This window comes from Kitasatospora phosalacinea (genome assembly GCF_000716545.1).
In the GTDB taxonomy this organism is placed as follows: Bacteria; Actinomycetota; Actinomycetes; order Streptomycetales; family Streptomycetaceae; genus Kitasatospora; species Kitasatospora phosalacinea.
This window is the reverse complement of the sequence record NZ_JNWZ01000006.1, coordinates 52,582-72,123: the sequence shown is the minus strand read 5'-3', so window position 1 is coordinate 72,123 and position 19,542 is coordinate 52,582. Positions and strand designations below refer to the sequence as shown.

Genomic DNA, 19,542 nt, shown 5'->3' with positions numbered 1-19,542 from the left:
CCGGCCGCCTGGGGGGGCGGGGCGTCCGGTACGACGCCAGGCACGAGCGGGGTGGTTCCGTCCGGGTGTGAGCCGGGCCACAGGGCGGGCGGTGTGCGCCGCGCCACGGGGCGGCCACCGGACGGAAGCGGTCAGAACGCGAACCAGCGTACTGCCGTCGCTCCGTCGCGCAGCGAGTCCACCCGGCGGCGGAACTCCGCCGCCGCGGCCGGGTTCCCGGCCGCCTGCTGGGCCACCCACGCGGCGCTCGCGGTCTCCCGCGCCCCGCGCAGCACCGCGAAGCCCGGCCACTCGCGGACGTCCCAGCCGTAGGCCGAGTCGAACGCGGCGACCTCCTCGGCCGGTACGCCGTAGCGGTCCTGACTGAGCGCCAGCACCACCAGGTCGTGCTCCCGCAGGTCGGAGGCCATGTACTCCAGGTCGAGCAGCACCGGGCCGTCCGGGGTGACGTGCACGTTGCGCGGCAGCGCGTCGCCGTGGATCGGGCCGGGCGGCAGGACGGGGGACAGGCCGGCGATCGCGGTGACAAAGCTCTCTTTCCGGGCACGCAGGAAGGCCGTGTCGGCCGGGTCGACGTGCCCCTCGGCGGCCGCCAGCCAGCCCTCCACCGGGGCCAGCAGCTCACGCCGCCCCAGCGGGACGGGGGCCGGGCCCAGTGCGTGCAGCGCGCGCAGCAGCGGCGCCAGGTCGACCGGCCGGGCCGGGCGGACGGCCGGCGCGAGCCGGTGCCACCACGTCACCGGGTGCTCGCGCACCACCGCGACGGTGCCGGCGGCCGGGCGCACCACCGGCACGCCCGCGCCGTCCAGCCATCCGGCCAGCGCGAGTTCGCGCTCGGCCCGCGGCGCCCCGCCCGGGGTGCGGCCCACCTTGGCCACCAGCCCCTCGGCGGGGAGGTCGAAGACGGCGTTCTGCCCCAGCGCGAGCAGCGAAGCCCCGGCCGGGTCGATCCCGGCCGGGGCGCAGGCTTCCTGCAGGAGGGCCAGCGCCCTCGGTTCGTCGAAGATCACCCGTTCATTGTCCCGGGGAGGGGCGGCCGGGCGTGCGCGCGGGGCCCGGGGAACCGCCGCGCCCCGGGCCCCGCGCACCGCCGGACGGCCTCAGCGGCCGGCCGCGGCGCGGCGCCGCCCCCGGCCGGCTCGACGGCCGGACCCTCGGCCCCGATCCGGGGGAGCCGGCTCAGCCAGCGGGGCAGGTACCAGTTCTTCTCGCCGAGCAGCGACATCACGGCGGGCAGCAGGACGGCGCGGACGACGGTGGCGTCGATCAGGACGGCGACGGCCAGGCCCACGCCCATCTGCTTCATGGACTGCATGGAGAGGGTGCCGAAGACCGCGAAGACGCCGACCATGATGACCGCGGCGCTGGTGACCACGCCGGCGGTGGTGCGGATGCCGTGGGCGACGGCGGCGCCGGTGGCCAGGCCGCGGTCGCGGGCCTCCTTGATCCGGGAGACCACGAAGACGTGGTAGTCCATCGAGAGGCCGAAGAGGATGACGAAGAGGAACAGCGGGATCCAGCTCTCGACCGCCCCCACGCCCGCGGTGCCGATCAGGGAGGCGCCGACGCCGTGCTGGAAGACCAGCGCGAGCACGCCGTAGGCGGCGCCGATGGAGAGCAGGTTGAGCAGGACGGCGGTCAGCGCGACGGTCAGCGAGCGGAAGGAGAGCAGCATCAGCAGGAAGGCGAAGGCGACCACGAAGCCGAAGACCGGCAGCAGGGAGCCCGACATCTGCCGGTTGAAGTCGACCGACCCGGCGGTGCTGCCGGTGACCGGGGCCTCGGCGCCGGCGACCCTGCCGACCGTGGCGGGCACGACCTCCTCGCGCAGGGCCTTCAGCGCGGCGACCGAGGTCTCGTCGTTGCCGCTGCCGTAGAGCGGGATGTCGACCGTCGCGACGTTCTGCTCGGCGTGCACGGTCAGCCCGGTGGGGCCGTGCATCTTCCCGGTGGCGAGGGCCCGGGCCTGCAGGTCGGCCAGGGCCCTGGTCATCTCCGGGGAGGTGATGTCCCGGGCCTTGACCACGACGGTGGCGGGGGAGGGGCTGCCGGGGAAGGCGGCCTCGACCCGCTGGGAGGTGGCGACCAGGGCGTTGCCCGCGGGCAGTTCCTGCTGGAAGGTCAGGTTCGCGGTGCGCATGGTCAGCAGCGGGGCGGCGACGGCGAGCAGGAGGCCGGTGGCGAGCACGGCGGCGGCCAGCGGGCGGCGCAGCACCGGGGTGAGCACCGCGTTCCAGAACCGGCCGCCGTCCCCGGCGCCGCGCCGCGGGCGGTGCAGGAAGGGGAGGCGGCCCTTCTCCACGCGGTCGCCGAGCATCGAGAGCAGGGCGGGCAGCACCGTCAGCGAGCCGACCACGGCGGTGATCACGACCACGATGGTGGCGAAGGCCATCGACCGGAAGTCGGCCATGCCGGTGAGGAACATGCCCGCCATGGCGACCACCACGGTGACGCCGGAGACCAGGACGGCGCGGCCGCTGGTGGCGGCGGCGATCCGCAGCGCGGTGGCGTGGTCGCGGCCGGCGGCGCGCTCCTCGCGCTCGCGGCGCAGGTAGAACAGGCAGTAGTCGACGCCGACGGCGAGGCCGACCAGCAGCATCACCGAGCCGGCGTTGTCGCTGGTGCGCAGCACGCCGGAGGCGAGCGAGACCAGGCCGCCGGCGGCGACGAAGGCGGTGATCGCCAGGACCACCGGCAGCACGGCGGCGACCACGGCCCCGAAGGCGATCAGCAGGATGCCCAGCGCCAGCGGCACGGCCGTCCACTCGGCGCGGGCGAAGTCGTCCTCGAACTGGTCGCTGAACCACTTGCCGGAGCTGGCCTCGCCGTACTCCTCGATCACGAAGTCGGCGCGCTCCTTCCGCACGCCGGCCACCGCGTCCATCACCGGGGGCACGTTGGCGACGGCGGCCTCGCGGTCGTCCCCGTCCACGGTGAACCGCAGCAGCGCCGAGTGCCGGTCCGCGGAGACCGCGCCGGTGTCGTACGGGCTCAGCGGCGCGCTGGTGCGGCCGGTGCCCCGGACGGCGGCGGAGACCTGCTCGACGGCGGCGCGGAAGGCCGGGTCGTCGACCGTCAGCGACCCGCTCTGCACCAGTACGGTCTCACCGGCCGGGGACGTCAGCCCCGCCTCGTCCAGGATCCGGGCGGCCCGGGCGGTCTGGCCGGGCAGCGACTCGGACTCGGTGACCTTGTCCGAGCCGTGCGCGCCGCCGAGGAAGGAGACGAGGACGACGAACAGGAGCCAGCCGAAGACCGCGGTCTTCCGGTGGCGGGCGCTCCAGGCGCCCATGGTGGCGGCGATTCCCTGCTTCACTGCTGGTTCCCCCAGGGTGTCGGGCGGCCGTGGACCGCCCCGGTCAGTGGGCCCCGGAAGCGGGTTCCGGCGGCACGGACAACGCTAGGAACCGGCTTCCTGACGGACCATCCGGCTAGTCACCGGCTTCCCCCTGGCCCTTCCCCCAGGGGGGAGTAGGGGGTTAACCCCACCCCGGGGGCCGGGGTCTCCTCCTTGGGGGGCGGTGCGGCGTCCACCCTGAGGGGGAGCGATCTCCACCCGGAGCACGAGGTGGGGCGGGCGGCGGCCGGGGGACGATGGTGCGGGGCCGGCTCCGTGGCCGTCCCTAGGGGGCAGACGCGAAACCCACTTGCCGGGCGGCAAGTAAGGTCCCGTAGGATGCTCGCTAGTCCTTACCTGCCGACCGGCTAGATCCCGCTGGGGTCCGCGTGCCGGTCAGAGCCGTTGCCCGGTCCCCGTCCCCCGGCGGCGGTGAACCATGCCCAGGAGGCATTTCGAGCATGTTCCACCGACTTGGACACTTCGTCGTCAAGCGGGCCTGGTGGGTGATCGCGGCCTGGGTGATCGGCATGATCGCCATCGCCGCCACCGCGCCGAAGATCAGCGCGCAGACGGACGAGGCATCGTTCCTGCCCAAGCACTACGAGTCGATCCAGGCCGCCGAGCTCCAGGAGAAGGCCTTCCCGACCAGCTTCACCCCGTCCGCGTACGCGCTCTTCGAGCGCAACGACGGCGGTGCGCTGACCGAGAAGGACAAGGCCGACATCGCCAGGATCACCCAGGGCCTGACCGACAAGAAGATCGAATCGGTCCAGCAGGTCGTGCCGGTCAGCGAGGACACGACCTCGAAGAACGGCCAGTACGCCCTGTCGCCGATCGCCATCGACAAGGCGAAGCAGCAGGACTCCAAGGAGTTCGGCGACATCGCCAAGAAGATCCGCGAGGACGGCAAGGCCCTCGCCCAGGGCACCGACGTGAAGTTCCAGCTCGGCGGCCCCGCCGCCCAGGCGCTGGACCAGCAGGACGCCTCCGGCTCGGCCGACGCGGTCATCGCCCTGTCCACCGTGCTGCTGGTCGCGGTCATCGTGGGCATCATCTTCCGCAGCGTCCTGGCCGGCATCCTGCCGCTGCTGGTGTCGCTGATGTTCGCCATGCCGACGGCCAGTGGCGTGATCAACTACGTCACCAAGGCCTTCGACCTGGACAGCACGCCGGTCCTCTCGGCGATCCTGATCGTCGTGGTGCTCGGCGTCGGCACCGACTACTTCCTGTTCCTGGCCTTCCGCTACCGCGAGCGGCTGCGGGCCGGCGACGACCGCAAGACCGCCGTGGTCAACGCGGTCGGCCGGGTCGGCGAGGCGATCACCTCGGCGGCCGGCGCGGTCACCATCGCGTTCGCGGCGCTGATCCTCTCCAGCCTCGGCATGTTCAAGGCGCTCGGCCCGGCGCTGGCCATCGCCGTCGTGGTCACCGCCTTCGCCGCGCTCACCCTGGCCCCCGCGCTGCTCGCCGTCATCCCCGCCAAGGCCGTGTTCTGGCCCGGCAAGAAGTGGATGAACGAACCCAGCGACGCCCGCTTCACCGCGCTCGGCAAGGCGGTCGAGAAGCGCCCCGCGTTCGTCGCGGTCGCCTCCGGCGCGGTGCTGGTGGCGCTGTCGGTGGGTGCCGTCAACTACAACGGCTTCTTCGACCTGGCCGGCAGCTCCATGCCCAAGGACGTGGAGTCGATGGTGGTCCAGGACAAGCTGGCCCACGGCTTCTCGGCCGGCGCGGCCGACCCGGCGCACGTCTACCTGACGAGCAAGTCCGGCACGAAGCTCGACCCGGCGGCCTTCGAGTCCTACGCCGCCGAACTCGGCAAGGTCGAGGGCGTGGCCGCGGCCGCACCCAAGCCGAAGGTCAGCGAGGACGGCGCGACCGCCGACTTCACCGTGATGTTCAACGACAAGCCGGAGAGCAACACGGCGATCGACGCCGTCACCGACCTCCGGGACGTCGCGCACGCGAAGGCCCCGGCGGGCACCGAGGCCAAGGTCGGCGGCATGAGCGCGATCTACAAGGACATCAACCTGGCGATGAACCACGACTACCGGCTGGTCTTCCCGGTCGCGGGTCTGCTGATCCTGCTGATCCTGGGCCTGCAGCTGCGCAGCGTGGTCGCGCCCTGGTACCTGATGGCCTCGGTCGGCCTCGGCTTCACCGCCACGCTGGGCGCCGCCACCGTGCTGTTCCAGAACATCAAGGGCGAGCCCGGGATGATGTTCATGATGCCGATCCTGATCTACCTCTTCGTGGTGGCGATCGGCACCGACTACAACATCCTGATCATCGCCCGCCTGCGGGAGGAGGCCCGCGCGGGCCGCAGCCCGCGCGAGGCGGCCCGCGAGGCGCTGCGTCACGGCGGCCCGACCGTCGCGGCGGCCGGCTTCATCCTGGCGGCCTCGTTCGCCACGTTCATGCTGGCGGGCAACGTCTTCATGCTGGAGTTCGGCTTCGCGATGGCCTTCGGCATCGCGGTGGCGGCCTTCGTGATGGCGATGTTCTTCACCCCGGCGATCACCGCGCTGCTCGGCAGGAGCGCCTGGTGGCCCGGCCACGGCGCGATGCCCGACCACGGCCCCGAGTCGATCGGCGAGCGCGAGCCGCAGCCGGCCGGCCGGGCCTGATCCGGCGGGCGGCGCGACCGCCCGGCGGCCCCGTGCGAGGGGGCGTGCGGCCCGAGAGGACCGCATGCCCCCTCCGCGCGGCCGCGAAACACGGTGTGACCAGCGCAACCATTGCCGCCATTGACGCGGGTGGGCGTGCTATTGTCGAAGCAGTTGCAGTATTGGTTCCCATGAACGTGTGTGTGCGCCTGCTGGTTACAACCGACAGGCGCATTTGTTTTGTCCGGTGTTTAGTCTCCGGATGGGGATCGCGGCTACGTGGGGCGCACGAGGTGTGCGTCCCAATGCCCCAGTGAAAGTGGAGACGGTTATGGCTACCGGCACCGTGAAGTGGTTCAACAGCGAAAAGGGCTACGGCTTCATCGAGCAGGACGGCGGCGGCGCCGACGTCTTCGCCCACTACTCGAACATCCAGTCGAACGGCTTCCGTGAGCTCGTCGAGGGCCAGAAGGTCGAGTTCGACGTCACCCAGGGCCAGAAGGGCCCGCAGGCGGAGAACATCCGCACCATCTGAGTCCCGGCTCACGCCGACTCCAGATGTCGCAGGCGAGGGCCCGTACCTCAAGGGTACGGGCCCTCGTCCATGCCGCCCGACGGCCGGGGCGGCCCCCTCACCCTTTCCGGCGGCCGGTTCATCGTTCAGCCCCTTCCGCGGTACGTGCCGCGCCCGGGCTGACGGCCCCCAGAGAGTGGAACCCGCATGCCCGAGCAGTCCCGTCCGCGCACCGACCAGTCCCGTACCGGGCGGTCCCGCACCGACCAGCCCCGCGGTGAGCAGCCCCGCGGCGGCAAGCCCCGCACCGGCGGCGGCAAGCCCCGTACCGGTGGCGCGCCCCGCGTCGAGCAGCCGCGCCGGCCGCGCCGCGCGGCCGCCGCGCCCGCGCCCGCCGAGGACTTCACGCCCGTCCAGGGCACCCCGTCCCGGCCGCCGGCGGCGAGCTTCGCCGAGCTGGAGCTGTCCGCCGGGCTGATGAAGGAGCTCGGCGCGCAGGGCGTCACCGAGCCGTTCCCGATCCAGGCCGCCACCCTGCCGGACGCGCTGGCCGGGCGCGACGTGCTCGGCCGGGGCCGCACCGGCTCCGGCAAGACGCTCGCCTTCGGCCTGCCGCTGCTGGTGCGCACCGCCGGCAAGCGGGCCACCGCACGGCGCCCGCTGGCCCTGGTGCTGGTGCCCACCCGCGAGCTGGCCCAGCAGGTCACCGACGCGCTCGCCCCGTACGCCGGGGTGCTGAACCTGCGGATCACCACCGTGGTCGGCGGCATGTCGATCACCCGGCAGTCCAACCAGGTCCGGCGCGGCACCGAGGTGCTGGTGGCCACCCCCGGCCGGCTGGACGACCTGATCCAGCGCGGCGACGTCTTCCTCGACGACGTGGCGATCACCGTCCTCGACGAGGCCGACCAGATGGCCGACATGGGCTTCCTGCCGCAGGTCGTCAAGCTGCTGGAGCAGGTCGCCGAGGGCGGGCAGCGGATGCTGTTCTCCGCCACCCTGGACCGCAACGTGGACCGGCTGGTCAACCGCTTCCTCACCGACCCGGTCACCCACTCGGTGGACCCGTCGGCCGGGGCGGTCACCACCATGGACCACCACCTGCTCCAGCTCGAACCGGCCGACAAGGCCGAGACCACCGCCCGGATCGCCGCCCGCGAGGGCCGGGTGATCATGTTCGTGCACACCAAGCACGGCGCGGACCGCCTCGCCAAGCAGCTGCGGGCCAACGGCGTGGTCGCCGCCGCGCTGCACGGCGGCAAGTCGCAGCCGCAGCGCAACCGGGTCCTCGACCAGTTCCGCGGCGGCGAGGTCACCGCGCTGATCGCCACCAACGTGGCCGCCCGCGGCATCCACATCGACGGCCTCGACCTGGTCGTCAACGTCGACCCGCCGATCGACCACAAGGACTACCTGCACCGCGGCGGCCGCACCGCCCGGGCCGGCGAGTCCGGCACCGTGGTGACCCTGGTGCTGCCCGAGCAGCGCCGCGAGGTCAACCGGCTGATGAGCATCGCCGGGATCCGGCCGACCGTCACCAAGGTCCGCCCCGAGGACGGCGAGCTCAAGCGGATCACCGGGGCCCGCACCCCGTCCGGCGTGGCCGTGGTCCTGCCGGTGCCGGCCTCGGCCGCCCCGGCTCCGGCCGCGCAGCAGCCGGCCGCCGGCGCCGAGAACGGCACCGGCGGGCGCGGGCGCGGCCGCGGGCGCGGCGGGGCCAAGCCGGTGGACGGCGAGGCGCGCCGCCGCCCGGCGAAGCGGGCCGACAGCGGCCTGCCCAAGGACGTCGACATGAGCGGCAACCCGCGCCGCCCCCGCCCCAAGCAGCGCCCCGGCGGCGGGAGTTCGCAGATGGCGGCGGGCTTCATCGGCAAGGCGTCCGGCCGGGCGAAGCCGGGCTCCGGCTCGAAGAGCGGCGCCAACTACGGGACGGGCCGCCAGCGCCGCAAGACGGACTGAGGCTGCGGACCGGGGCGGCGAACGGCCGCCCCGGTGCCGGGCCGGGGGCTCAGCCCTTCGGTTCGGCGAGCGCCCGGACGGCCGTGACCAGCGGGGCCAGCTCGGGGCGCAGTTCGGCGCTGTCCAGCGCCTCGGCGAGGGCCCGGTCGTTGGTGGGCCGGGCCCGGGCCAGCAGCTCCAGGCCGGCCGGGGTGACGTTGGTGTAGATGCCGCGCCGGTCGGTGGGGCACAGGTAGCGGGCCAGCAGGCCGCGGTCCTCCAGCCTGGTGACCAGGCGGGTGGTGGCGCTCTGGCTGAGCACCACCGCGTCGGCCAGCTGGTTCATCCGGAAGTGGCCGCCGTCGCCGTCGTGCTGGTCGGAGAGCACGTCCAGGACGGAGAACTCGCGGACGCTGAGCTCGTGCTCGGCCTGCAGCGCGCGCTCGACGTGGGCCTCGATCCGGCCGTGCAGGGCGGTGAGGGCGCACCAGCCGTGCGCCAGGCCTGGGTCCGGTCGGGTCATGGCCGCGGGCTCCCTTCGTCGGTGGTCCTGGGTCCTGTCGGTGTCAAGCTTATTCGAGGTGCGCAAATTCCCGCGCCTGCAAGTATCGGCGGGCGGCGCGGGGCGCGAGGGGAGACGGGATGGAGCGGGGTGAGCGGCTGGACGCCCAGGAGGCGGCGCTGGACGCGCTGCTGGCGGCGCTCGGCGTGCAGGTCCGGATCGAGCCGGACGAACGGGTCGCGGCGCTGGCCGCCCGGGCCCCCGGGTACGAGCAGTACCACCGGATCGGGCACAAGCGGCAGGCCGCGTACCGGCACCTGGCCGGGGACCGGGCGGCGGTCCGCGCCCACTACGGGCCGGTGCTGGAGGCGCTGCTGACCGACGACGACCCCTCCTCGCCGCGCTGGCTGGCGCAGGTGCTGGTGGTCGCGGGCGGGCGCCGGCGGCTGCAGGAGGAACTGGTCGCGGCGGTGGAGGCGGGCGGCCCGCTGCGGCGGGCGTGCGCGGCCGGCGCCTGGCGGTGGGCGGACGCCCCGTACGAGGACCTGGCGCGGCGGTTCCGGGCGGCGTGCCGGGAGGGGGCGCAGAACGCCGCCGACCCGTGGGTGCGCGAACGCCTGGCGGATCGGGCCGGTGCCCCGGAAAGGTGACGGCGCGTCGGCTCCTCCGCCGTCACCTGGCCTTTCCGTGACCGCCCCCGGCGAACTCCTGCGGGCCGTCCCGACCCGGTCTCGCTCGCCCCCGCGTGCGCCCCGCACCTGGAGCCGCCCCGGCGCGGGACCGCCGCCGCGTCCGGGCCCGTCGCGCCGGGCCGTCCCCCGTGCGAGCTACCTACGGGTGCCCCCGGTGAGGTGACGATTTCCGGCCGCCGCCTGCGTAGCGTTCGGTGCGGCCGCAGCGCTCGACTGCGGGCGGCGCACGCAACCGAGGGAAGAGACGTCATGAAACTGGTGTGGCAGGTCCTGGCCGTGGTCCTGGTCGGCGCGATCGGCGGGCAGGGCACCACCGCCGTCCGGGACGACCCGTGGCTCTCGCCCCTGCTGGGCGGCCTGACGGTGGTGCTCTGCGTGCTCGTCTACCGGTGGGTGGTGGGCCGCACCGAGCGCCGCCAGGTCACCGAACTCGCCCCGCGGGGAGCGTCCGCGGCGCTGCTGCGGGGCGCGGTCGTCGGGACGGTGATGTTCGCGGGCGTCATAGCCCTCATCGCCCTCCACGGGGACTACCGGATCAACGGCTTCGGCTCGCTGTCCGGGGCGATCGCGCTGGTCGGCTTCATGGCGGGCGCCGCCGTCACGGAGGAACTGATGTTCCGCGGCCTGCTCTTCCGGCTCGCCGAACGCGGACTCGGCACGTACCTGGCGCTGGCGCTGTCCGGCGTGGCGTTCGGCGCCGCCCACCTGCTGAACAAGGACGCCACCCTGGTGGGCGCCCTCGCCATCGCGATCGAGGCCGGCGGCATGCTCGCCGCCGGGTACGCCGCCACCCGCTCCCTGTGGCTGCCGATCGGCCTGCACTTCGCCTGGAACTTCGCGGAGTCCGGCATCTTCGGCACCGAGGTCTCCGGCAACGGCGACACGCACGGCCTGCTGGACGCCTCGATGTCGGGCGCCACCCTGGTCACCGGCGGCGAGTTCGGCCCCGAGGCCAGCGTGTACGCGGTGCTGTTCGGCGCGGTGCTGATGGCCTTCTTCCTGCGGCTGGCCCACCGGCGCGGCCGCATCGTCCCCCGGCGCCGGGCCGGGCGCACCGTCGCGCTCGCCGCGCTCGCCCGGTGACCCGGCTCCGCGACGCCCGCCGCGCGTGGCACGCGCTCCCCGTCGTCCTGCGCGACCTCCCGCTGGGAGCGCTGTTCCTGGCCATGCTGTTCGTCCCCGGGCTGCGCGGCCACGGCACCGAGCTCGGAGACCTGCCGACCCGCCCCTTCGACGCGCTCGCCGCCCTGGCCGTCGCGCCCGAATGCCTCGCCCTCGTGCTGCGCCGGCGCCGGCCGGAGGTCAGCCTCGCCCTGGTGGCGTGCGGCTTCGCCCTCGACCAGCTGCGCGGCTACCACTCGGCCGCCGGCACCGCCCTGCCGCTCGTGCTGATCAGCGCGGGCTCCCACCTGGCGCGCCACCGGCGCGCCACCGTGGCCCTCCTCACCGCGGCGTACCTGCCGCTGTCGGTGGCGCTCGCCCGGCTCGGCTCGGGCGCCGAGACGCCGACGGACTACGCCTCCTTCTACCTGGTGCTCGCGCTGGCCTGGGGGGCCGGGGCCTGGCTGCGCTCCGACCGGGCCGCCGAGGCCGCCCGCCGCGAGACCGTGGCGGGCGAGGCCCGCGCCGCCGAACGCGCCCGCATCGCCCGGGAGTTGCACGACGTGGTGACCCACCACGTGACCGCGATGGTGGTGCAGGCCGAGGCCGCCCGCTACCTGACCGCCGCCCCCGAGCGGCTGGAGCAGTCGCTGACCGCCGTCAGCGACACCGGCCGCCTCGCCATCGCCGACCTGCGCCACCTGCTGGACCTGCTCAACCCCGACCACGGCACCGGTCACGGCACGGGCCACGGCACCGGTCACAGCACCGGCCACGGTCACGGCCACGGAGCCGGCGACGGCACCGGCGCGGTGCGGGTTCCGGAGCCCAGGACACCGGTCGTCGGCCGGATCCTCACCCTGGTCGAGCAGACCCGCCGGGCCGGGCAGCCGGTGGACTTCACCGAGCGGGGCACCCCGCCGGAGCAGGCCGGCAGCGCCGACCTGGTCGCCTACCGGGTGGTGCAGGAATCGCTGACCAACGCCCTCAAGTACGCTCGCGGCAGCCGTACTTCGGTGCGGATACAGTACGGCGAGGGAGGGATCACCGTGGAGGTCAGCACGGACGGAACCGGTGCGCGGGACACCGCCTCCGTCACCACCGGCGGCGGGCGGGGCCTGGCGGGCCTGCGCGAGCGCGTCGACGTCCTGGACGGCGACTTCAGCGCCGGCCGCGGACCGGACGGCGGCTTCACCGTCCGCGCGCGCATCCCCGTCGGTGCCGCCTCGTGACCGCGCCGATCCGGGTGCTGGTCTGCGACGACCAGGTGCTGGTGCGCACCGGCCTGGTCACCATCATCGGCGCCCAGCCCGACATGGAGGTGGTGGGCGAGTGCGGGGACGGGCGGACCGCCGTCGACCTCGCCCGCCGGGTGCGGCCCGACGTCGTCGTGATGGACATCCGGATGCCGGTCCTCGACGGCCTCGAAGCCACCCGCCTGCTGGCCGGCGTCGCGGTGCCCGACCCGGTCAGGGTCCTCGTGGTGACCACGTTCAACCTGGACGAGTACGTGTACGAGGCGCTGCGCGTCGGCGCCAGCGGCTTCCTCCTCAAGGACGCGCCGCCGGACCGGCTGCTGGGCGGCATCCGGACGGTGGCCGGCGGGGCGGCCCTCCTCGACCCCGACGTGACGCGCCGGCTGGTGGGGCACTACGCCGCCCGCATCCGCCCGACCGGGGCCTCCACCTCCGACATCCCGCTCACGCCGCGCGAACTGGAGGTCCTGCGCCTCCTCGCGGACGGCCTCTCCAACAGCGAGATCGCCGCGGTCCTCGTCATCAGCCAGGAGACGGTCAAGACCTTCGTCTCCCGGATCCTCAGCAAGCTCCAGCTCCGCGACCGCGTCCAGGCCGTGGTCTACGCCTACCGCCACGGACTGGCCGCCTGAGCGGCGGTCAGGCGGTGCGCGCGGCGCGGGCGTTGGCGGTGACCGCGGCCACGGCCGCGGCTTCGGCGTGCCGGGCCAGGACCAGGCGGGCGAGCTCGGGGGACGCGCCGAGGACGGCGGCGACGTGGTCGGTGCGGTGGGCGGCCGCGGCGGTGGCGATCCGGTCGGGGAGGAGGCCGGGCGCCAGCAGGTAGGGGGCGACGGCGGTGGTGCGGACGGGCGGGGCGGTGCGCAGGGCGGCGAGGGCGTCGGCGACGGTCGGCCCGGCCCCGGAGGCGTGCGCGGTGGCGACGGCGGCCCAGCCCCGGGTGCGGCGCCACTCGGCGGCCACGGCGCGGGTGGTGGCGTTGGCGGCCGGGTCGGAGGAGCCGGCGGCGGCCAGGACGACGCCGGTGCGGGCGCGGACGGCCGGATCGGTGATGTCCAGGCCGGTCTCGGCGAGGCGGCGGTCGAGGGCGTCCAGCAGCAGCGGTGAGGGGCCGAGGACGTCCGCGACCGGGATCGGCGAACCGGCGGCGCGCAGGGCGGCCGGGATGTCGTGCTTGGCGTGGAAGGCGCGGTTCAGGAGGAGGGGCACGGCGATCGCGTCGGTCAGCCGCGGGGCGACCTGGGCGATCCGCGGGGCGCAGTGGTCCAGGTAGGCGGTGGTGACGGCGAGCCGGGGCGCGAGGGCGCGGACGGCGGCGGCCAGGGCCTCGACGGTCGCGGCGTGGCGCGGGTCGCGGGAGCCGTGCGCGAGCAGCAGCAGCGGCGGGCCGCCGCACTCCCGGCGGGGCGCGGGGGCGGTGCGGGGGCCCCCGCGCCCCTGGCGGGGCGCGGGGGTGGTGCCGGGTGCGGTGGTGCGGGGGGTCATGCGGTCAGCGGGAGTTGACGAGCAGGCCGCGGCTGCGCAGGACGCGGCGCTCCAGCGGGGAGAAGAACAGCAGGTCGATGGCGACGCCGACGAACAGGATCAGCAGGATGCCGAGGAAGACGCCGGGCATGTTGGTGAACTCGCGCTGGTTCTCCAGGTACCGGCCCAGGCCCAGGCCCAGGTCGGGGGAGGAGGCGATGAGTTCGGCGGCCATCAGTGAGCGCCAGGAGAACGCCCAGCCCTGCTTGAGGCCGGAGAGGTAGCCGGGCAGGGCGGCGGGCAGCAGGATGTGGCGGGCGCCGCGCAGGCCGGTCGCGCCGAGGGTCTGGCCGGCCCGCAGGTAGATCGGCGGGACCTGGTCGATGCCGCTGATCAGGCCGTTGGCGATGGACGGGACGGCGCCGAGCAGGATCACCGCGTACATCGCGGAGTTGGTGATGCCCAGCCAGATGATCGCGGCCGGCACCCAGGCCACCGAGGGCAGCGACTGCAGACCGGAGAGCACCGGGCCGAGCGCGGCCCGCACCGGCTTGATCCGGGAGACGACCAGGCCGATCGGGGTGCCGATGGCGACGGAGAGCGCGAAGCCGGACAGGCCGCGCCACACGCTGGTCCAGATGATCGAGAGCAGCGTTCCGGCGTACCAGAGTTCGGTGAACGAGTCCCAGACGTCGGCGGGGCTGGGGAGCTTGTCGGGGGTGGTGAGCTCCAGGCTGTAGGCGATCTGCCAGACGGCCAGGACCAGCACCACGCCGAGGACCGGCGGCAGGACCTTCTGGCGCAGCACCACGGAGACCGGGGTGCGCTGCGCCTGGACGGTCTCCAGGGCGTCGAGGCCGGCCTCGACGCTCGCGGAGTCGGAGGGCCCGTCCTTGGCGAGGGGGGCGGCGGTGTCAGTGCTGGACATGGCGGCGGATCTCCCCACGCAGTTCTTCGGTGATCTCGATGGACAGGTCCGCGACCCCGGCCGACTCGATCCGGCGCGGCTGGGGCAGGTCGATGCGCCACTCCTTCGCGACCCGGCCGGGGCGGGAGGAGAGCAGCACGACGCGCTGCGCGAGGCGGACGGCCTCGCGGACGTTGTGGGTGACGAACAGGACGGCGAGCTGCTTCTCCGCCCAGATCCGGGTGATCTCGTCGTGCAGGACGTCGCGGGTGATGGCGTCGAGCGCGGCGAACGGCTCGTCCATCAGCAGGACCTGGGAGCCCTGGGCGAGCGAGCGGGCCAGCGCGACGCGCTGGCGCATGCCGCCGGACAGCTCGTGGACGCGCTTCTTGTAGGAGCCCTGGAGGCGGACGAGTTCGAGCAGCCGCTCGGCCTCGGGGCGGCGCTCCTCCTTGGGGACGCCGGCCAGGCGCAGCGCGAGTTCGATGTTCCTGCCGGCGGTGAGCCAGGGGAACAGCGCGTGGTCCTGGAACATCAGGGCGGGGCGGCCGCCGGGCACCTCGATGGTGCCGGAGGTCGGCTTGTCCAGGCCGGCCACCAGGTTGAGCAGGGTGGACTTGCCGCAGCCGGAGGCGCCGAGCAGGGTGACGAACTCGCCGGGTGCGACGGTGAGGTTGATGTCCTCCAGCACCGGTGCGGCGGTGCCGGGGCGGCCGAAGGTCTTGTGCACGTGCGAGATCCGGACGGCGGTGTCGCCGTCCGGACGGCCCGCGCCGGGGGCGTCGGGCGAGGTGGTCAGTGCCGTGGTCACGGGCACCTCCTGCGGGTGTGGTTCCGGGCAGGGCGGGGATCGGTGTCCGGGGTCCGGCCCCGCGCCCGCCCGCTGAGTGGGCATCGGGTGGGCGGGCGCGGGGCGCGGACCTCGGGGCCTGGAGGACTTACTTGGTGCCCAGACCGGCGTCGTCGACGGCGGGCTGGTTGCTGGCCTTCAGCACCTTGTTGAGCAGGGTCAGGTCGTAGATCCCGGCCAGGTTGGGCTTCTTGAGCAGCCCGGCGGTGACGGCGTGGTCGGCCTCGGCCTGCAGGGTGTTCGCCAGCGGGTCGTCGATGAAGTCGATGTCCTGCCAGGCCGGGTCGAGGATCGCGGCGTCCAGGGAGTTGCCGGCGTCCGCCTTGATCTGCTCGTTGGCGACGGTCTTGGCCTGGTCGGGGTTGGCCTTGATCCAGGCGTTGGTCTTCACCGAGCCGCGCAGCACGGCCTCCACCACGTCCGGGTGCTCCTTGAGGAACTTCTGCGAGACGATCAGGTTGGTGATGACGAACTTCTTGTCCGGCCAGACGTCCTTCTCGTTGAGCAGGACCTTCGCGCCGAGGGTGACCAGCTTGGAGGCGGTCGGCTCGGGCACCCACGCGCCGTCGATGGAGCCGGACTTGTAGGCGTCCGGGGTGACCTTGTTGTCGGTGCGCAGCACCTTCACGTCGCCGTCGCCGGTCTGGGCGTCGACCTTGTAGCCCTTCTCCGCCAGGTAGTTCAGCAGGGCGACGTCCTGGGTGTTGCCGAGCTGCGGGGTGGCGATCTTCTTGCCCTTGATGTCGTCCAGGGACTTGATCTTGTCCGGGTTGACCACCAGCTTGACGCCGCCGGAGGCCGAACCGCTGATGATCTTCAGCGACTTGCCCTCGGACTTGGTGAAGCCGTTGATCGACGGGGAGGGGCCGATCCAGCCGATGTCGATCGAGCCGGCGTTCAGCGCCTCGATCTCGGCCGGGCCGGCGTTGAAGACCTGGGTCTTGATCTGGGTGCCGCCCAGCTCCTGCTGGAGGATGCCCTGCTTGAGGCCGACCAGCGCGGTGCCGTGGGTGAGGTTGGCGAAGTAGCCGATCTTCACGGTGTCCGCGGAGAGCTTCGCGCCGCTCGCGGACGGCTTGGCGGAAGCCTGGTCGTCGCTCTTGGAGCCGTACGAGCAGGCCGACAGCAGGCCGGCGGTGGTCAGCACGGCGACGGACGCCACGGCGGCGCGTCTGATCCGGCCCGCGCGGGGGCGTGCGGAGGTATGGGTGGACTCGGTGCTCGGTGCCATGAGAGGTGTCCCGTTCGAAGAAGGAGAGGGAAGGGTCAGCGGGTGACCGGTGTGCTCGACGTGCTGCCGGGTCCGGGACCGCCTCCGCCGCGCCTGCTGTGGGAAGGTGCGGCGGCTGCGGGCCCGGTGACAGGGGCTCAACGCCCCTGCCAGCCCCCACATCGCGTCAGGCCGCCCTGGCCGCTGCCGAGGACGCCGCTGCCGATGCGGCCGCCTTCCTTGTCCATGCCCGAGAACGCCTCGCTGGGCATCAGACCCAGTCCTCCTCTTCCGGAGCATCGGGTGCGCCGTTGGTGCTGACGGTGTCGAACGCCTCGCCCGCCATGCCGGCGGTGAGCGTGGTCCCGTCGGACGGGTCGATCAGGATGAACGAGCCCGTGCGGCGGTTGTCGGTGTAGTCGTCGAGGGCCAGCGGCTCGGCGGTGCGCAGCACCACGTGGCCGATGTCGTTGACGCTCAACCCCTCGGCGCCGGAGCGCTGTTCGAGCGAGTCGATGTCGATGCGGTAGCTGATCTCCTTGACGAGGGCGCGCACCGTGCGGGTGGTGTGCTTGAGCAGCACCTTCGCCCCGACGTGCAGCGGACGCTCGTTCAGGTGGCAGACCGTGGCCCGGACGTCCTTGGTGGGGACGGGCAGCGGGCCGGCCGCGATCAGGTCGCCGCGGGAGATGTCGATGTCGTCCGCGAGGCGGACCGTCACCGACTGCGGGGCCCAGGCGAGCTCGGTGGACTCGCCGAGCGCGTCGATCGCCGCGACGGTGGTGGTGTGGCCCGAGGGCAGCACCGTCACCGCGTCGCCGACCCGCAGCACGCCGGAGGCCAGCTGGCCCGCGTAGCCGCGGTAGTCGTGGAACTCCTCGCTCTGCGGCCGGATCACGTACTGGACCGGGAAGCGGGCCGGCTCGGCGCTCGGGTCGGTGCCCACCGGCACCGTCTCCAGGTGCTCCAGCAGGGTCGGGCCGCCGTACCAGTCCATCGCCGCCGAGGGCTCGACCACGTTGTCGCCGGCCAGCGCCGAGATCGGCACCGCCACGACGTCCTTGACCCCGAGCGAGGCCGCGTACGCGGTGAACTCCTCGGCGATGGCCGCGAACACCGGCTCCGCGTAGCCGACCAGGTCCATCTTGTTGACCGCCAGCACCACGTGCGGGACGCGCAGCAGGGCGGCGACCGCGGCGTGCCGGCGGGTCTGCTCGACCACGCCGTTGCGGGCGTCGACCAGCACCACGGCCAGCTCGGCGGTGGACGCGCCGGTGACCATGTTGCGGGTGTACTGCACGTGGCCGGGGGTGTCGGCGAGGATGAACCGGCGCCGGGCGGTGGCGAAGTAGCGGTACGCCACGTCGATGGTGATGCCCTGCTCGCGCTCGGCGCGCAGGCCGTCGGTCAGCAGCGCCAGGTCGGGGGCCTCCTGGCCGCGCCGGCGGGAGGCGTGCTCGACGGCCTCCAGCTGGTCGGCCAGCACCGACTTGGAGTCGTGCAGCAGCCGGCCCACCAGGGTGGACTTGCCGTCGTCGACGCTGCCGGCGGTGGCGAAGCGCAACAGCGAGGTGGCGGTGCCAGTCTGGGTCATGCCGGCCTGGGTGGTGCTCATGGTTTAGAAGTACCCCTCGCGCTTGCGGTCTTCCATGGCGGCCTCGGACATCTTGTCGTCGGCGCGCGTCGCCCCTCGCTCGGTGAGGCGGGAGGCGGCGATCTCGGTGATCACGGCCTCGATGGTGTCGGCGTCGGAGTCGACCGCGCCGGTGCAGGACATGTCGCCCACCGTGCGGTAGCGCACCAGGCGGGTCTCGACCGGCTCGTTCTCCTTCGGGCCGCCCCACTCGCCGGCGGTCAGCCACATGCCGTCGCGCTTGAACACCTCGCGGTGGTGGGCGTAGTAGATCTCCGGGAGCTCGATGCCCTCGCGCTCGATGTACTGCCACACGTCCAGCTCGGTCCAGTTGGACAGCGGGAAGACCCGGACGTGCTCGCCGACCGCGTGCCGGCCGTTGTACAGCGACCACAGCTCGGGGCGCTGGCGGCGCGGGTCCCAGGCGCCGAACTCGTCGCGCAGCGAGAAGACGCGCTCCTTGGCCCGGGCCTTCTCCTCGTCGCGGCGGCCGCCGCCGAACACCGCGTCGAACTTGTTGGACTCGATGCCGTCCAGCAGCGGGACGGTCTGCAGCGGGTTGCGCAGCCCGTCCGGACGCTCGCGCAGCACGCCGCGGTCGATGTAGTCCTGCACCGCGGCGACGTGCAGCCGCAGGTTGTGCTTGGCCACCGCGCGGTCCCGGTACGCCAGCACCTCGGGGAAGTTGTGCCCGGTGTCCACATGCAGCAGGGCGAACGGCACCGGCGCGGGCGCGAACGCCTTCAGCGCCAGGTGCAGCATCACGATGGAGTCCTTGCCGCCGGAGAACAGGATCACCGGCCGCTCGAACTCGCCCGCGACCTCGCGGAAGATGTGCACCGACTCCGCTTCGAGGGCGTCCAGGTGGGACAGCGCGAAGGGCGTGTCCTCGGCCCGGAACAGGCGCTGGGTGGTGACGGTCATGCCAAGCCCCTCTCGGTCAGGAAGGCGTGCAGTTCCCCGGCGGACTCGGCCACCGAGCGGCCCTGCGTCTGGAGGCGCAGCTCCGGCTCCTCGGGGGCCTCGTACGGGTCGTCGACCCCGGTCAGCCCGGAGATCTCGCCGGCCGCCTGCTTGGCGTACAGGCCCTTGACGTCCCGCTCGGAGCAGAGCTCGACCGGGGTGGCCACGTGGATCTCCAGGAACTCGGTGCCGTTGGCGGCGTGCCGCTCGCGCACCGCGGCGCGGGAGTCGGCGAACGGGGCGATCACCGGGGCGAGCACCTTGACGCCGTTGGCGGCCAGCTTCTCGGCGACGAAGCCGATCCGGGTGACGTTGGTGTGCCGGTCCTCGCGGGAGAAGCCCAGGCCCTTGGAGAGGAATTCGCGGATCTCGTCACCGTCCAGCACCTCGACCCGGTGGCCCTCGGCGCGCAGCCGCTCGGCCAGCGCGAACGCGAGGGTGGTCTTGCCCGCGCTGGGCAGGCCGGTCAGCCACACGGTGGCGCCGCGCTCGCGGCCGGCGGCCTCGGTCTCGGCGGTGGTCACGGTGGTCTCTCCTGACGGTCGGTGACGGTGGTTCGGTGGTGCGGC

At 73.7% G+C, this 19,542-nt stretch carries 17 protein-coding genes; 7 read left to right on the top strand and 10 right to left on the bottom strand.

Annotation, left to right across the window (positions count from 1 at the left end):
- Window positions 1–131: 131 nt before the first annotated feature.
- Window positions 132–1,010: a phosphotransferase enzyme family protein gene (locus tag OO48_RS04630; protein ID WP_033213118.1), complete on the bottom strand. Its 879-nt coding sequence runs from the start codon at window positions 1,008–1,010 to the stop codon at window positions 132–134.
- The gene (locus tag OO48_RS04625; RefSeq protein WP_081951919.1) at window positions 1,007–3,292 is read right to left on the bottom strand and encodes an MMPL family transporter; all 2,286 of its coding nucleotides are present in this window, start codon (window positions 3,290–3,292) and stop codon (window positions 1,007–1,009) included. Before OO48_RS04625 ends, OO48_RS04630 begins: the two co-directional genes overlap by 4 nt.
- Before the next feature lie 506 nt (window positions 3,293–3,798).
- Here OO48_RS04625 and OO48_RS04620 point away from each other — a divergent pair.
- From OO48_RS04620 to OO48_RS04610, 3 genes are all read left to right on the top strand, one after another.
- Window positions 3,799–5,964: an MMPL family transporter gene (locus OO48_RS04620; RefSeq protein WP_033212993.1), complete on the top strand. Its 2,166-nt coding sequence runs from the start codon at window positions 3,799–3,801 to the stop codon at window positions 5,962–5,964.
- A gap of 310 nt (window positions 5,965–6,274) precedes the next feature.
- Window positions 6,275–6,478 carry a cold-shock protein gene (locus tag OO48_RS04615; protein WP_033212992.1) on the top strand — a complete coding sequence of 68 codons (204 nt, stop codon included), beginning with the start codon at window positions 6,275–6,277 and terminating at the stop codon, window positions 6,476–6,478.
- A 186-nt stretch (window positions 6,479–6,664) separates the two neighbouring features.
- On the top strand, window positions 6,665–8,416 hold the full coding sequence (locus OO48_RS04610) for a DEAD/DEAH box helicase (protein WP_033212990.1): 1,752 nt from the start codon (window positions 6,665–6,667) through the stop codon (window positions 8,414–8,416).
- Between the two features lie 49 nt (window positions 8,417–8,465).
- On the opposite strand, the gene OO48_RS04605 is transcribed toward OO48_RS04610, so the two are convergent.
- On the bottom strand, window positions 8,466–8,918 hold the full coding sequence (locus tag OO48_RS04605; protein WP_033212988.1) for a MarR family winged helix-turn-helix transcriptional regulator: 453 nt from the start codon (window positions 8,916–8,918) through the stop codon (window positions 8,466–8,468).
- Between the two features lie 119 nt (window positions 8,919–9,037).
- On the opposite strand from OO48_RS04605, the gene OO48_RS04600 reads away from it, so the two are divergent.
- The 4 genes from OO48_RS04600 (at window position 9,038) to OO48_RS04585 (ending at window position 12,578) form a co-directional block, all read left to right on the top strand.
- Window positions 9,038–9,547: a hypothetical protein gene (locus OO48_RS04600; RefSeq protein ID WP_033212987.1), complete on the top strand. Its 510-nt coding sequence runs from the start codon at window positions 9,038–9,040 to the stop codon at window positions 9,545–9,547.
- Window positions 9,548–9,838: 291 nt separating this feature from the next.
- Window positions 9,839–10,672 (top strand): CPBP family intramembrane glutamic endopeptidase, encoded by an 834-nt coding sequence (locus OO48_RS04595; RefSeq protein WP_033212985.1) that lies wholly within the window; start codon window positions 9,839–9,841, stop codon window positions 10,670–10,672.
- The gene (locus tag OO48_RS04590; protein WP_033212984.1) at window positions 10,669–11,922 is read left to right on the top strand and encodes a sensor histidine kinase; all 1,254 of its coding nucleotides are present in this window, start codon (window positions 10,669–10,671) and stop codon (window positions 11,920–11,922) included. The genes OO48_RS04595 and OO48_RS04590 overlap by 4 nt, the downstream gene beginning before the upstream one ends.
- Entirely contained in the window at window positions 11,919–12,578 is a 660-nt protein-coding gene (locus OO48_RS04585) for a response regulator (protein ID WP_033212983.1), read from the top strand. Before OO48_RS04590 ends, OO48_RS04585 begins: the two co-directional genes overlap by 4 nt.
- Window positions 12,579–12,585: 7 nt before the next feature.
- Here the strand turns inward: OO48_RS04585 and OO48_RS04580 are convergent, their stop codons facing one another.
- From OO48_RS04580 to cysC, 7 genes are all read right to left on the bottom strand, one after another.
- Window positions 12,586–13,431, bottom strand: a complete 846-nt coding sequence (locus tag OO48_RS04580; RefSeq protein WP_081951912.1) for a sirohydrochlorin chelatase — start codon at window positions 13,429–13,431, stop codon at window positions 12,586–12,588.
- Window positions 13,432–13,435: 4 nt separating this feature from the next.
- Entirely contained in the window at window positions 13,436–14,338 is a 903-nt protein-coding gene (locus OO48_RS04575) for an ABC transporter permease (protein WP_033212982.1), read from the bottom strand.
- Entirely contained in the window at window positions 14,325–15,128 is an 804-nt protein-coding gene (locus OO48_RS04570; RefSeq protein ID WP_033212981.1) for an ABC transporter ATP-binding protein, read from the bottom strand. The genes OO48_RS04575 and OO48_RS04570 overlap by 14 nt, the downstream gene beginning before the upstream one ends.
- Window positions 15,129–15,255: 127 nt before the next feature.
- Window positions 15,256–16,398: an aliphatic sulfonate ABC transporter substrate-binding protein gene (locus tag OO48_RS04565; RefSeq protein ID WP_051731732.1), complete on the bottom strand. Its 1,143-nt coding sequence runs from the start codon at window positions 16,396–16,398 to the stop codon at window positions 15,256–15,258.
- A gap of 250 nt (window positions 16,399–16,648) precedes the next feature.
- The gene (locus tag OO48_RS04555; protein ID WP_033212978.1) at window positions 16,649–17,992 is read right to left on the bottom strand and encodes a sulfate adenylyltransferase subunit 1; all 1,344 of its coding nucleotides are present in this window, start codon (window positions 17,990–17,992) and stop codon (window positions 16,649–16,651) included.
- 3 nt (window positions 17,993–17,995) lie between these two features.
- Window positions 17,996–18,934: a sulfate adenylyltransferase subunit CysD gene (gene cysD / locus OO48_RS04550; RefSeq protein WP_033212977.1), complete on the bottom strand. Its 939-nt coding sequence runs from the start codon at window positions 18,932–18,934 to the stop codon at window positions 17,996–17,998.
- Window positions 18,931–19,497 carry an adenylyl-sulfate kinase gene (cysC, locus tag OO48_RS04545; RefSeq protein WP_033212976.1) on the bottom strand — a complete coding sequence of 189 codons (567 nt, stop codon included), beginning with the start codon at window positions 19,495–19,497 and terminating at the stop codon, window positions 18,931–18,933. The genes cysD and cysC overlap by 4 nt, the downstream gene beginning before the upstream one ends.
- Window positions 19,498–19,542 lie beyond the last annotated feature (45 nt).

Coding starts and splice junctions, on each gene's coding strand:
- OO48_RS04625 (WP_081951919.1), bottom strand. CDS start 3,292: ATGGGCGCCTGGAGCGCCCGCCACCGGAAGACCGCGGTCTTCGGCTGG.
- OO48_RS04620 (WP_033212993.1), top strand. CDS start 3,799: ATGTTCCACCGACTTGGACACTTCGTCGTCAAGCGGGCCTGGTGGGTG.
- OO48_RS04615 (WP_033212992.1), top strand. CDS start 6,275: ATGGCTACCGGCACCGTGAAGTGGTTCAACAGCGAAAAGGGCTACGGC.
- OO48_RS04610 (WP_033212990.1), top strand. CDS start 6,665: ATGCCCGAGCAGTCCCGTCCGCGCACCGACCAGTCCCGTACCGGGCGG.
- OO48_RS04605 (WP_033212988.1), bottom strand. CDS start 8,918: ATGACCCGACCGGACCCAGGCCTGGCGCACGGCTGGTGCGCCCTCACC.
- OO48_RS04600 (WP_033212987.1), top strand. CDS start 9,038: ATGGAGCGGGGTGAGCGGCTGGACGCCCAGGAGGCGGCGCTGGACGCG.
- OO48_RS04595 (WP_033212985.1), top strand. CDS start 9,839: ATGAAACTGGTGTGGCAGGTCCTGGCCGTGGTCCTGGTCGGCGCGATC.
- OO48_RS04580 (WP_081951912.1), bottom strand. CDS start 13,431: ATGACCCCCCGCACCACCGCACCCGGCACCACCCCCGCGCCCCGCCAG.
- OO48_RS04575 (WP_033212982.1), bottom strand. CDS start 14,338: ATGTCCAGCACTGACACCGCCGCCCCCCTCGCCAAGGACGGGCCCTCC.
- OO48_RS04565 (WP_051731732.1), bottom strand. CDS start 16,398: ATGGCACCGAGCACCGAGTCCACCCATACCTCCGCACGCCCCCGCGCG.
- OO48_RS04555 (WP_033212978.1), bottom strand. CDS start 17,992: ATGAGCACCACCCAGGCCGGCATGACCCAGACTGGCACCGCCACCTCG.
- cysD (WP_033212977.1), bottom strand. CDS start 18,934: ATGACCGTCACCACCCAGCGCCTGTTCCGGGCCGAGGACACGCCCTTC.